The sequence below is a fragment of the Sphingomonas chlorellae genome (genome assembly GCF_056485145.1).
Genome location: NZ_JBQXXM010000003.1, coordinates 182,147 through 195,043 on the forward strand (window position 1 = coordinate 182,147; position 12,897 = coordinate 195,043).

Annotated in this window: 12 protein-coding genes; 3 read left to right on the plus strand and 9 right to left on the minus strand. The window is 67.0% G+C overall.

What is annotated here, in order from left to right:
• Positions 1 to 23 precede the first annotated feature (23 nt).
• The 7 genes from hflX to dusB form a co-directional block, all read right to left on the minus strand.
• Positions 24 to 1,310: a GTPase HflX gene (gene hflX, locus ACT3CF_RS09645; protein WP_478422229.1), complete on the minus strand. Its 1,287-nt coding sequence runs from the start codon at positions 1,308 to 1,310 to the stop codon at positions 24 to 26.
• 7 nt (positions 1,311 to 1,317) lie between these two features.
• Positions 1,318 to 1,902 (minus strand): RNA chaperone Hfq, encoded by a 585-nt coding sequence (gene hfq, locus ACT3CF_RS09650; protein WP_478422231.1) that lies wholly within the window; start codon positions 1,900 to 1,902, stop codon positions 1,318 to 1,320.
• A gap of 31 nt (positions 1,903 to 1,933) precedes the next feature.
• A complete protein-coding gene (gene ntrX, locus ACT3CF_RS09655) occupies positions 1,934 to 3,313 on the minus strand; it encodes a nitrogen assimilation response regulator NtrX (protein WP_478422233.1) in 1,380 nt (459 codons plus the stop codon).
• Positions 3,310 to 5,490, minus strand: coding sequence for a sensor histidine kinase NtrY-like (locus ACT3CF_RS09660; protein ID WP_478422235.1), 2,181 nt, complete (start codon positions 5,488 to 5,490; stop codon positions 3,310 to 3,312). Before ACT3CF_RS09660 ends, ntrX begins: the two co-directional genes overlap by 4 nt.
• A gap of 138 nt (positions 5,491 to 5,628) precedes the next feature.
• The gene (gene ntrC, locus ACT3CF_RS09665) at positions 5,629 to 7,059 is read right to left on the minus strand and encodes a nitrogen regulation protein NR(I) (protein WP_478422237.1); all 1,431 of its coding nucleotides are present in this window, start codon (positions 7,057 to 7,059) and stop codon (positions 5,629 to 5,631) included.
• Positions 7,056 to 8,129, minus strand: a complete 1,074-nt coding sequence (locus tag ACT3CF_RS09670; RefSeq protein WP_478422239.1) for a two-component system sensor histidine kinase NtrB — start codon at positions 8,127 to 8,129, stop codon at positions 7,056 to 7,058. The genes ntrC and ACT3CF_RS09670 overlap by 4 nt, the downstream gene beginning before the upstream one ends.
• A complete protein-coding gene (gene dusB, locus ACT3CF_RS09675) occupies positions 8,126 to 9,124 on the minus strand; it encodes a tRNA dihydrouridine synthase DusB (protein WP_478422241.1) in 999 nt (332 codons plus the stop codon). Before dusB ends, ACT3CF_RS09670 begins: the two co-directional genes overlap by 4 nt.
• 85 nt (positions 9,125 to 9,209) lie before the next feature.
• Here dusB and ACT3CF_RS09680 point away from each other — a divergent pair, with 85 nt between their 5' ends.
• The 3 genes from ACT3CF_RS09680 to ACT3CF_RS09690 are packed head-to-tail and all read left to right on the plus strand — an operon-like array spanning position 9,210 to position 11,462.
• Entirely contained in the window at positions 9,210 to 10,370 is a 1,161-nt protein-coding gene (locus tag ACT3CF_RS09680; protein WP_478422243.1) for a bifunctional 2-C-methyl-D-erythritol 4-phosphate cytidylyltransferase/2-C-methyl-D-erythritol 2,4-cyclodiphosphate synthase, read from the plus strand.
• Positions 10,367 to 10,891, plus strand: a complete 525-nt coding sequence (locus ACT3CF_RS09685; protein WP_478422245.1) for a hypothetical protein — start codon at positions 10,367 to 10,369, stop codon at positions 10,889 to 10,891. Before ACT3CF_RS09680 ends, ACT3CF_RS09685 begins: the two co-directional genes overlap by 4 nt.
• A 4-nt stretch (positions 10,892 to 10,895) precedes the next feature.
• Entirely contained in the window at positions 10,896 to 11,462 is a 567-nt protein-coding gene (locus tag ACT3CF_RS09690) for a CinA family protein (RefSeq protein ID WP_478422804.1), read from the plus strand.
• On the opposite strand, the gene ACT3CF_RS09695 is transcribed toward ACT3CF_RS09690, so the two are convergent.
• Together ACT3CF_RS09695 and lipA are read right to left on the minus strand one after the other, a co-directional pair.
• Positions 11,441 to 11,884: a type II toxin-antitoxin system RatA family toxin gene (locus ACT3CF_RS09695; RefSeq protein ID WP_478422247.1), complete on the minus strand. Its 444-nt coding sequence runs from the start codon at positions 11,882 to 11,884 to the stop codon at positions 11,441 to 11,443. The two genes, ACT3CF_RS09690 and ACT3CF_RS09695, sit on opposite strands and share 22 nt — an antisense overlap.
• Positions 11,884 to 12,816: a lipoyl synthase gene (lipA, locus tag ACT3CF_RS09700; RefSeq protein WP_478422249.1), complete on the minus strand. Its 933-nt coding sequence runs from the start codon at positions 12,814 to 12,816 to the stop codon at positions 11,884 to 11,886. Before lipA ends, ACT3CF_RS09695 begins: the two co-directional genes overlap by 1 nt.
• Between the last annotated feature and the right edge of the window lie 81 nt (positions 12,817 to 12,897).

Genomic DNA, 12,897 nt, shown 5'->3' on the forward strand with positions numbered 1-12,897 from the left:
CCCTCGCCCCTCTCCCTCGCGTATCAGCGCGTGAGGAAGCGTTCGTAGTCGCGCGGCGCCATCCGCACTTCATAGACGGCTTGATCGTCCTCGATCGTCTGGTCGAGCACTTCGCCGTGCTGGTGCAACCATGCCGCCGCCGCGCCGTCGGCCGGGTCGAGCCGCAACGTATAGCGGCGATGTCCCTCGGTCAGCCGGTTTGCGACCGCCCCGATCAGCCCGTCGACACCCTCCCCCGTCACCGCCGAAATCGCACGCACATCGGGACGGCGCGAGGCTGCCTCCAGGATTTCGGCGCGAGCCTCGGGGTCTAGGAGGTCCAGCTTGTTCCACGCCTCGAACCGGGGGGTCGCTTCAGAAACGCCGATCTCGCCCAGCACCTTCTCGACATCGGCACGCTGCGCTTCGCTGTCGGGATGCGCGACGTCCCGGACATGGATGAGCAGGTCGGCGGAGACCACTTCCTCCAGCGTCGCCTTGAACGCCGCCACCAGTTGCGTGGGCAGTTCGGAGACGAACCCGACAGTGTCGGACAGGATCGCCTTGTCGATGCCGGGCAGCGCGATCTGGCGAAGCGTGGGGTCCAGTGTCGCGAAAAGCAGATTTTCCGCCATTACGGTCGCGCCCGTCAGGCGGTTGAACAGCGTCGACTTGCCCGCATTGGTATAGCCGACCAGTGCGATCACCGGCCAAGGCGCGCGCTGCCGGCGATCACGGTGAAGCGTTCGGGTACGGCTCACCTGATCGAGTTCGCGCTTGAGCCTTGCCATGCGGTCACGGATCATGCGCCGGTCGGCCTCGATCTGGGTTTCACCCGGGCCGCCCAGAAAGCCGAAACCGCCGCGTTGCCGCTCAAGGTGCGTCCAGCTGCGAACGAGCCGCCCGGCCTGGTAATCGAGATGGGCCAGTTCGACCTGCAGCCGCCCTTCGGCGGTCCGGGCACGCTCGCCGAAGATTTCGAGGATCAGCCCGGTTCGGTCGATCACCTTGCACCCCAGCGCCGTCTCGAGATTGCGCTGCTGGACGGGTGTGAGCGCAGCATCGAAGACCGCGAGTTGCAATTCGGCATCGCGGACCGTCTCCGCGAGACCTTCGACCTGGCCCGACCCGATCAGCGTGCCCGGTTTGGGCTGACGCAGCCGCAGCGCGACGCGCTCGACCACCGTCACCCCGATCGCGGCGGCGAGACCGGCGGTCTCCTCCAGGCGCGCATCCGCATCGCGCGAGCTGACCCCAAGATCGGGATAGACGACAATGGCGCGAGCGCCCCGCGCGAATTCGGAGGCGTCGCGTTCGAAACCGGTGCTCATGCTGCGATCAATCGCCGTCGCCGGCGGTCGTTTCCTCGGAAAGATTGAGCGGATGCGCCGGCTGGATCGTCGAGACGGCGTGCTTGTAGACGAGCTGCGCCGAACCTTCACGCTGAAGCAGCATGCAAAACAGGTCGAACGCCGCGATCTGCCCCTGGAGCATCACGCCGTTGACGAGGAACATGGTGACGTTTTCCTGCTGACGGCGAACCGCGTTGAGGAAAATCTCCTGGAGCACCGGGTTCTTCTGCTGGTGATCGCCGGCCGCGAGCAGCAGGCTGGGCAGGTCGATCGGCCCCGCGGGCATGATCGTGGAAATGGCGTGCTTGTAGATCAGTTGCGACTGACCGTCGCGGCGCAACAGCACCGAGAAATTGTCGAACCAGGTAACGATGCCCTGCAGCTTCACGCCCTTCACGAGGAACATCGTGACAGGGACTTTCGAGCGCCGCAGCGTGTTGAGGAACAAGTCCTGAAGCGAGGTCTGCTTCTCAGCCATTGGGTACGTTCCTTCTTTTCTTGGCGGGATCTGTCCCGCGTTGCGCCGTTTTCCGGCGTCAGAATGCCGCGCCACCATGACGCGCCGCAACATTGTACGGCGTCCGATGCGCGTCGTCCAACGCTTAATCCTCGCGGGTTTCGGTAATGCCCAGCAGCTTGAGCTTGCGATGGAGTGCCGACCGTTCCATCCCGATGAAGTTGGCGGTTCTCGAGATGTTGCCGGAGAAGCGGCGGATCTGAACGCGCAGATACTCGCGCTCGAACGTCTCGCGCGCTTCCTTCAGCGGCGCGCCCATGATCGCACTCGCCCCGATGCCGTTCCCCTCCTCGCGCTGGCTCCCCAGCACCTCGGGCGGCAACAGGTCGATGTCGATCCGGCCGATACGGTCGCCCGGCGCCAGGATCACCGTGCGCTCGACGACGTTGCGCAGCTGACGGACATTGCCCGGCCATTCATAGCTCTGCAGCGCGACCATCGCATCGGCGGCGACTTCGGGCGTCGGCACGCGCCGCTCGGCGGCATAATGCGCCACGAAATATTCGACGAGCGCCGGAATGTCCTCACGACGCTGGGCAAGCGGCGGGATCGCGACCGGGACGACATTGAGCCGATAATAGAGATCCTCGCGGAACCGCCCTTCGGCGATCTCGACCTGCAAATCGCGCGACGTGGCCGAGACGACGCGGACGTCGACCTTGACCTGACGTGTGCCGCCGACGCGGTTGAAGCTCTGGTCGGTCAGCACGCGCAGGATGCGCGCCTGCGTCGCGATCGGCATATCGGCGATCTCGTCGAGGAACAGCGTGCCGCCATGCGCCTGTTCGAGCAGGCCGGGACGCACCAGGTCCCCCCCCTCCTCCACGCCGAACAATTCCTCGTCGACCCGCTCGGGGGTCATGCGGGCGGCGCTGACGATGATGAAGGGTGCGCCTGCCCGATGGCTCCACGCGTGCAGCAGCCGGGCGGCGACCTCCTTGCCCACGCCCGCCCCGCCGGTGACGAGCACGCGGCTACCGGTCGCCGCGACGCGCTTCAGCGTTGCCCGAACGCCGTTGATCGCCGCCGAATTGCCGGTCAGGTCGTCCTCGCGCCCCAGGGTCGCACGAAGCGACGCCACCTCGCGCCGCAACCTTTCGGTTTCGGTCGCGCGTTCGACCAGCCACAACAGCCGCTCCGCCTCGAACGGCTTTTCGATGAAGTCGGCGGCGCCGCGCCGGATCGCCGCGACGGCGGTATCGAGGTTGCCGTGCCCCGAGATGACCAGCACGGGGATCGACGGGTCGCGCTGCTTGATCTCGTCGAGCAGGTCGAGCCCGTCGAGCCGCGAGCCCTGTAACCATACGTCGAGCAGCACCAGGCTGGGCCGCCGATCGGCGATGGCATCAAGCGCCGAGTCGCTGTCTGCGGCGGTACGCGTCGAATAACCTTCGTCCTCGAGCACCCCCGCGACCAGCTCGCGGATGTCGCGTTCGTCGTCGACGACCAGAATATCCAGGCTCATTTCACTTGTCCGGTTCGGGTGAGCGCGGTTGGCCGGGGCTCGGCGGGCGCGGCATCGCCCTCCTGCTCCGCCAGGCGGGAAAGCTGATGCGTGTCAAAGCACAGCGTCACGACGGTGCCGCCGCCGGGGCGGTCGGCAAATCCGATCGTCCCGCAATGTTCCTCGACGATCTTCTTGACGATCGCCAGCCCCAGCCCGGTGCCGCGACTGCGGGTGGTCATATAGGGCTCGACGATGCGGTCGCGTTCGACGGGAAGGCCGATGCCGTTGTCCGCAACCGTCAGCAACAGCCGGTTCGACTGCGGCTCGGGCGTGATCGTCATCGTGATGGCGCCGGGCGACGACTCGGTCTCCTGTCGGGCCTCGATCGCCTCGACCGCATTCTTGACGATATTGGTCAGCGCCTGCCCGATCTGGCGGCGATCGCACACGAACGGTTCGACGCTGTCGGGCGCATCCAGCTCGAAACGGACCCCCGGATGCGCGACCTCGTGGAGGAACAGCGCCTGGCGCGCCATGTCGATCAGCGATTCGCGCCGGAACACCGGCTTGGGCATGCGGGCGAAGGACGAGAACTCGTCGACCATCCGGCGAAGATCGGCGACCTGGCGAACGATCGTGTCGGTCAGCCGCGCGAACACGCCGTCGCTGCTGTCGACCTGCTTGCCATAACGACGCTGAAGCCGTTCCGCGGCAAGCTGGATCGGCGTCAGCGGGTTCTTGATCTCGTGCGCGATCCGGCGGGCAACATCGGCCCAGGCGGCGCGGCGCTGATCGGTCAATTGCTGCGTGATATCGTCGAAGGAGAGCACCTGCCCGCCCTCGTCCGAGGTGATCTTGACCGCCAGCGTGCGCGTCTCGCCGCCTGCCGTGATCTGGACCACACCCTCGCGCGCGCCGCTTGCCAGCATCGCGTCGAGCTCGGGCGCGACGACGCTCAGCGGTTGGCCCAGCGGATCGGCCGTGTCGGGATGCAGCAGCGCTTTCGCAGACGCGTTGATCAGGCGCACCTGCCGCTCCGCGCCGATCGAAATGACGCCTGCGGAAACGCCCGACATCACCGCCTCGATCAGCGCGTTGCGACTGACCAGCGCCTCGGTCTGCTGTTGCAGCCGCTCGGTCATGCTGTTGAACGCGATTCCCAGCGTGCCGATCTCGTCGACCTGTTCGGGCTGTGGGACGCGTACCGTGAAATTGCCTTCGGAAACGTCGCGCGATGCCGCGACAAGCCGGTCGATCGGCCGCACCAGCCGGTCGGCGACAAGGATCGCGACCCACATGGCGCAACCGACGATCAGCAGCGCGACGCCGTATAGCGCGGCGATGAACTTCACCTGGAGCGACCGTGCCCGCGCGCGCAGCGTCTCGTAATCGCGCACGATATCGCGCGCCGAACTCGTCTGGCTCATCAGGAAATCGGCGTTCACGGGCGTCGCGACATAGAGAAAGATGTTCCGCGCGCGATCGACAGGGGTGACGACCCAGATCTGTTTCTCGTTGAAGTTGATATAGGTTTTCTGGTTCTCGTTCAGGACATTGAGGATCTGTCCATTCACCCGCGCCGCGAATTCGCGCGCATCGGGTTGCTCATAGGCATAGAGCGGCTCGATCGTCTTCCCGCTGACGACCTGGAACATCACCGAGTGATAGAGATTTCGATTATAGGTCTGCTGGAGGAACCAGCTGTTCAACTCCGGCGATTGCCGCGGCAATTCGGGGAAATAGCGCAGCAGGTCGGCCGCCATCGCCCGCGCTTCGGCCGTCCATCGTTCGGACACGACCTGCTGGCCCTCATGCGCCAGCGCCATCGCCGATTCGAATGCCGTGCGCGCACGTTCCGATCCCCACAACTGGACACCGGACTGGAACATCACCGACGCCGCGATCACGGTCAGCACGATCGGCACGCTGGCGATCAGCGAGAACATCGCGACAAGCCGCACATGCAACTGGCCGCCGCCGGCCAGCGCCGTCTTGGCCACCCGATACCGCGCGATCCGCCGCCCGACGAGCACGATCAACGCCACCGAGGGGGCCAGGTTGATGAGCAGCAGCAACGCCGTCACCCCCGGGCTCAGCAACCGCCCGGCAATGTCCTCGTTGTGGATATACCAGATCGACGCGATCAGCGCGGCGACAAAGGCAGCCAGCACGCCGAGCTCGATCGCGGCAGTCACCCCGAACCGCCATCGGCGCGGGACTGCTGAAGCTATTGGCTCGGCGGCTGCACGGTCCATCGTTGCAACGATACAACGAGATAGTGGCCGAAAGAACACAGAATCTGCATCAATCTGTCGCTATTCGGCACTGCCGTCTCATGCGGTCGAAAGATCGATCCCCAGGGTATCCAGCCGCTTGCGCAGCGTGTTCCGGTTGATGCCAAGCGCACGGGCGGCCCGCAACTGATTGCCGCCGTGCCGCGCCAGCATCGCCTCGATCAGGGGCCGCTCGACCTCGCCGATGATCCGGTCATAAAGCGTGCCGTCGTCGAGCGCGCGCGGCTCCTCGATCGCGATCCGTTCGAGCCGGGCGCGGACCGCCGCCTCGATACCCGCATCGGGCGCCGGGCCGGCCGCTGCGCTTCGTGCCGCGCCCATCGCGCCCCGGATCGTATCGGCGTCGATCCATTCGTCACGGCTGAGTGCGGCGATCCGGCGCATCAGGTTTTCCAGCTCGCGGACGTTGCCGGGCCAGTCGTGCGCTTCGAGCACCGCGACCGCGTCGGGCGCCAGCGACTTGCGCGGCAGCCCGTGCGCCACCGCGCGTTCAAGGAAATGCCGGGCAAGCAGCGCCACGTCCTCGCGCCGTTCGCGCAACGCCGGCAGCGCGATCGGCACGACGTTGAGGCGATAGAATAGATCCTCGCGAAACTGGCCGCCCTGGACGAGCAACGCCAGATCCTTGTTGGTGGCGGCGACGATCCGCACGTCGACGCGGATCGGGCGAGCGCCCCCGACGGTGGTGAACTCGCCCGACTGGAGCACGCGAAGCAGCCGGGTCTGCGCATCCATCGGCATATCGCCGATTTCGTCGAGGAACAGCGTTCCGCCGGCGGCCTGCTCGAACTTGCCCGCGACGCGTGCCTGCGCCCCGGTAAAGGCGCCTCGCTCATGGCCGAACAGCTCGGCCTCGATCAGTTCACGCGGGATCGCGGCCATGTTCAGCGCGATGAACGGAGCGTGGCGCCGTGGTCCCATGTCGTGGATCGCACGGGCGACCAGTTCCTTGCCCGTTCCCGACTCGCCGGTGACAAGCACGGTCAGGTCGTTCGCGACCACGCGCGCGATGACGCGATAGACCTGCTGCATCGCCGGCGACCGGCCGATCAGCGCATGGCCCCCGCCCCCCGCATCGGGTTCGGGCGTATCGGCCGGCCGTGCCTGGCCGCGCGCGATCGCGCTGTTCACCGCGCGGGCAAGCACGTCGAGATCGAAGGGCTTCGGCAGATAGTCGAACGCGCCCACCTCGGTCGCGCGCACCGCGGTCGCGAGCGTATTCTGCGCCGAAAAGACGATGATCGGCAGTGCGGGATGCTCGGCAAGCAGTGCCGGAATGCCGTCAAGCCCGTTGCCGTCGGGAAGGACCACGTCGGTAACGAGCACGTCGGGAACGCCCGCCGCGATCGCACGGCGCATTTCCGCGACACTGGCCGCAGTCACGACGCGGTGGCCCGCGCGGCGCAGCGCAGCGCCCACCACCGTCCGGATGGCGTGGTCGTCATCGACGACGAGGACGGTTCCGTTCATGCCGCCCTCGGCAACAGGATACGGAACACGGTCTGATCCGGATCGCGCTCGCGCGCATATTGCACGATGCCGCCCATGTCGCGCACCAGCTTCTCCACCAGCGGTAATCCCAGCCCCTTGCCCTCGGGCTTCGAGGTGACGAACGGCTCGAAAAGGTGATCGGCGATGTCGGCCGGGGCACCGGGGCCGTTGTCGATCACCTGGATCTCGATCGGCAGCGGGCGGCGCGGCTGGCCGGCACCGCCGCTCACCGACATCCCGTGTCGATAGGCGGTGGTCAGCACGATCCGCGGTCCCGCCATATCCCCCAGCGCCTCCGCGGCGTTCTTGATGAGGTTGAGCAGCACCTGGAGAAACGCGTCGGGATCGATCAGCACTTCGGGAAGCGAGGGGTCGAACCGCTCCTCGACCATGATCGCGCGCGCGAACCCGGCCTGCGCAACGCGGCGGGCGTGGCCCAGCAGCGCATGGACATTGGTCGGCTGGAGCCGGGGCGGTCGCGTATCGGTGAAATCCTGCATCCGGTCGATCAGCGCCGCGACGCGATCGACCTCGGTCGTGATGAGTTCGGTCAGTTCGGCATCCTGCCCCCCTGCCGCGAGGAGTTGCGCGGCCCCGCGGATGCCGGCCAGCGGGTTCTTGATCTCGTGCGCCAGCATCGCCGCCGCGCCCACCGCGGCGCGGGCCCCCGCGGTCCGGTCAGCCCCTTGCGCCACGCGGCGCGACTGCGGCGCATGGTGCAGCGTCACGATCCGCCAGCCGGGATGGTCGGCCACCTGCGTTTCGACCAGATCGACGCGTGCGCGAACCCCGCGACTCGATTCGACCTCGATGTCGAATGCCGAAAAGGCATGGCCGTCGCTGCGGCTGGCGCGCAGTTCGGGCACGCGAAGCACCGCGTCGAACGGACGATCGAGCATCGCGCTCTCGCTCTGGTTGAGCAGCAGTTCGCACGCGGCATTGGCATGGGCCACGCAGCCCGCGGGGTCGATCACCAGCACCGCCAGCGGCAACGCGGCGAACAATTCGGCAAAGCCGGGGCTGCCGGCCTCCGGCGCGGCCGCGGTCACGCTGCTTCGCGCGCCCGCCACGGAGCGTAGAACGCGTCGAGCATTTCGAGCACGCGGCGCGGATCGGCGACCTGGTTCACCTTGTTCCGGAACTCCGCCGACCCGGGCAGTCCCTTGGTGTACCAGCCGATATGCTTGCGCATCATGTTGACGCCGACTTCGTCGCCATAATGACCGAGCGTATCGACATAATGCTCGACGACGACGCGATACTGCTCCTCCAGCGTCGGCTCGGCACGTTCGCCCTTCCCGGTCAACGCATCCATCACCTGCCGAAGCACCCACGGCTTGCCATAGGCCCCGCGGCCGATCATCACGCCGTCGGCGCCCGACTGGCGCAGCGCCTCGCGGGCATCCTCGACATTGCAGATATCGCCATTGGCGATCACCGGGATCGAAACGGCGTCCTTGACCCGGCGGATGAATGCCCAGTCGGCGCTGCCCTTGTACATCTGGTTGCGCGTGCGGCCGTGCACCGTCACCAGGCGAATGCCCAGATCCTCGGCGATGCGTGCCAGTTCGGGCGCATTCAGGCTGTCATGGTCCCAACCCATCCGCATCTTGAGCGTCACGGGAACCTTCACGGCCTTCACGCAAGCGTCGATGATCGCGGCCGCATGCTTCAGGTCACGCATCAGCGCCGACCCGGCATCGCCATTGGTCACCTTGCGTACCGGGCAACCCATGTTGATGTCGATGATGGCCGCACCGCGATCCTCGTTGAGCTTGGCCGCCTCGCCCATTTCGTGCGGCGTGCAGCCGACGAGTTGCATCGAGACCGGCTCCTCGATCGGATCCCATGCCGCCTTCTGGACCGACTGGCGCGTCTCGCGGATCGCCGCGGCGCTCGCGATCATCTCGGTGACATTGAGGCCCGAACCATAGCGGCGCACGCAGCGGCGGAACGGCAGGTCGGTCACGCCGGTCATCGGCGCGAGCAACACGGGGGCGTCGATCCGCACGGGGCCGATCTGGATGGGGGCGAGTTCGCTCATGAGAATGCCTGAAAAATAGGCACGAACGCCTAGTGCCGCAAGGGCGGATTGGCAAGCGCGGAGTCTCCCGCTAGGGCGCGCGACCATGGGGCAAGCAATTCACGCTGCGCTGATCGTCGCTGCCGGCCGGGGAGTCCGGGCCGGGGGCGGCATACCCAAGCAGTTCGCCATCGTTGCGGGGCGTCCGCTCCTCGCGCACAGCCATGCCGCCTTTTCCGCGCATCCGTCGATCGGGCGCGTGCTGGTGGTGGTCGGTGCCGGTCAGGAATCCGCGCTCTTCGATGCGCTGGGCGAGGTTCCGTATGTTATCGGCGGTGCGACGCGCCGCGAATCGGTTCGCAACGGCCTCGAGGCGCTGGCGTCTGCCGGCGCCGACGGCGCCGTGCTGATCCACGACGCGGCCCGGCCTTTCGTCCCGCCGCGCGTCATTGACGATCTGCTGGCCGCGCTCTCCACGCACGACGGCGCGATCCCGGCGCTTCCGGTTGCCGACACGCTGGTACGTGCCGACGGGGCGATGGGCGAAACCGTCGCGCGCGACGGGCTGTGTCGCGTCCAGACGCCGCAGGCCTTCGCGTTGCGGCGCATCCTCGACGCGCACCGTAACTGGCCCGACGGCCGCGAGGCGACCGACGATGCACAGATGGTCCGCGCCGATGGCGGCCGCGTCGCGCTGGTTGCAGGAGATCCGATGCTCGAAAAGATCACCCTTCCCGCCGATTTCGCGGCTGCCGAGGCGCGTGCCGCGACGACGATGCAGGTGCGGACGGCGCAGGGTTTCGACGTCCACCGCTTTGCCGATGGCGAACCGTTGTGGCTGGGCGGGGTCCGGATTCCCTCGTCGCGCGGGCTCGCCGGTCACAGCGATGCCGATGTCGCGCTGCATGCGATCACCGACGCGCTGCTCGGCACGATCGCCGCCGGCGACATCGGCATGCACTTTCCTCCCAGCGACCCGCAATGGCGCGGGGCAGCGTCGGCACGTTTTCTCGAACATGCCGCCGGTCTGGTCGCACGGCGCGGCGGGGTGATCGATTTCGTTGACCTGACGCTCATCTGCGAAGCGCCCAAGATCGGTCCGCACCGCGACGCCATCCAGGCGAGCATCGCCGGGCTGTTGCGGCTGGACCCGGAACGCGTTAGCGTCAAGGCAACGACGACCGAGCGGCTCGGCTTCACCGGCCGGGGCGAGGGCATGGCCGCACAGGCCATCGCGACGATCAGAATTCCGGAGAAACAGGCATGATGAAGGGGGTCGCCGCAGCCGCGGCCGCATGGATGGCGCTGGGCGCCAGCGGTGCGCAGGCGGCGACGACGCTTGCCGTCGCCAAGGATGCGCCGTGCCTGTATCGTGCCGAGGCGCAGGGACTGATGACCGCACTCGCGCCGGGACTGCTCGGATCGTTGCGCGACCGCTGCGCCGAAAATCTCCCTGCAACGGCCTATCTGCGCGTCAACGGTGATGCGTTGATCGAGCGCTACCGGGCGCCGGCATTGGCGTCGTTGCCGCTGGCGGCGCAGGCGATGGGCAAGATCACCGGGGCGAAGGTCGACGAGGCAACCTTTGCCGCGGTGGCTGACGCGCTGGTGCCGCCCATGCTCGCCAAGGAAATCAAACCGCGCGATTGCGGCAAGATCGATCGTGCTGCGGCGCTGCTCGATCCGCTGCCGCCCGAAAATTTCACCGGGCTGATCGTCCTCATCCTCGAGCTCGGCTCGAAAAAGGACGACAAAGGCCCGTTTCCCTTATGCAATATGGCAAATTGAAATGATGGACACCCTTCTCCCCCCCGAACTCATCGCCGCAGCGCGCAAGGTGCTCGACGCAAACCGTGCCGCCGGCCGCAAGATCGCGGTGGCGGAAAGCTGCACCGGCGGGCTCGTCTCGGCGGCGCTCACCGAAATCCCCGGCTCGTCCGACGTGTTCGAAGCCGGGTTCGTCACCTATTCGAACGAGGCCAAGCACGCGGTGCTCAAGGTCAGCACCGATGTGCTCGAGACCTTCGGCGCGGTGTCGATCGCGGTGGCCTGGCGGATGGCGCAGGGCGTGCTCGAAAATTCGGACGCCGACGTCGCGGTGGCGATTACCGGGATTGCGGGCCCCGAGGGCGGGAGCGAGAAGAAGCCGGTCGGCACGGTGGTCTTTGCCCAGGCGGAGCGCGGTGCCGATCCGCAGAACGTCGTGGCCGACGCGCGGCAGTTCGACAATAACGGGCGCGGCGGCGTTCGCCTCCAGGCGGCGCTCTGTGCGCTCGATCTGCTTATGCCGGCCGAACCCGAGGCCGAGGCGCCCGAGACACCCGAGGCGGAAGAACCTCAGGATTCGCCGGAAGCGTAAAGCGCGGCAGCGCGCGTCTCGAACGCACCGATCATCTTGCGCAGGGCACGGTCAAAGACCTGCCCTGCCAGCATCTCGAACACGCGGTTCTTGAACGCGAAGTCGACCGTGAAGTCGACCAGGCAGCCGCCCTGTCCGTCGGGGCGGAAGCTCCAGTCGTTGTGCAGGAACTTCAGCGGCCCGTCGACATAGTCGACATGGATCCGCTCGGGGCGCAGCTTGCCGACCTTCGACGTGAAGGTCTCGCGCAGCCCCTTGAACCCGACGATCATGTCGGCGACCATCTCGGTGTCGCTGTTCGAGCGAACCCGGATCGCGCTGACCCAAGGCAGGAACTCGGGGTAGCGCGCGACATCGGCCACCATGTCGAACATCTGCTCCGGCGTATAGGGAAGCTGCCGGGTCTCGCTGTGCTTCGGCATCAGGCGGGCTTGGCGGCCTTGGCAAGCTTTGCTTCGCGCGCCGCCCGCAGCTTCTGGAAGTCGTCGCCGGCGTGGTAGCTCGACCGGGTAAGCGGCGACGACGCGACCAGCAGGAAGCCCTTCGCCCGCGCGATCGCGCCATAGGCCTGGAAGGCATCGGGCTTGACGAACTCGGCCACCTTGGCGTGCTTCGGCGTCGGCTGGAGATACTGACCCATCGTCAGGAAATCGATATCGGCCGATCGCATGTCGTCCATCACCTGATGGACCTCGAGCCGCTGCTCGCCCAGGCCCAGCATGATCCCCGACTTGGTGAAGATCGACGGGTCGAGCTTCTTCACCGTCTCCAGCAGGCGCAGCGACGCGTAATAGCGCGCGCCCGGGCGGATCGTCGGATACAGCCTCGGGACGGTCTCAAGATTGTGGTTGAACACGTCCGGCCGCGCCTCGACGATCGCTTCCAGCGCGCGCTCGTGCTTGTTGCGGAAATCGGGGGTCAGGATCTCGATCGTCGTGTCGGGTGCCTGCTCGCGCAGCGCCCGGATCACCTTGACGAACTGGCCGGCGCCGCCGTCGGGCAGGTCGTCACGGTCGACCGAGGTGATGACGATGTGTTCCAGCCCCATCTGCACTGCGACGTCGGCGACGTGCTGCGGTTCCATCGGGTCGACCGCACGCGGCATGCCCGTCTTGACGTTGCAGAACGCGCACGCGCGCGTGCAGGTGTCGCCCAGGATCATCACCGTCGCATGCTTGCGCGACCAGCACTCGCCGATGTTCGGACACGCTGCCTCTTCGCACACCGTCGCCAGGTTCTTCGAGCGCATCAGCGCCTTGGTCTGGGCAAAGCCGGTCGAAGTCGGCGCCTTCACGCGAATCCAGTCGGGCTTGCGCGAACGTTCGGGGCGGGCGAGCGGGGTGACATCGTTCATGCGTGCCAGATAGCGAGGCCGACGCTCCGGTACAACAACCCGCCGACGCCGGGACGGCCTCGCCCGGGAAAGCGGGTTCAC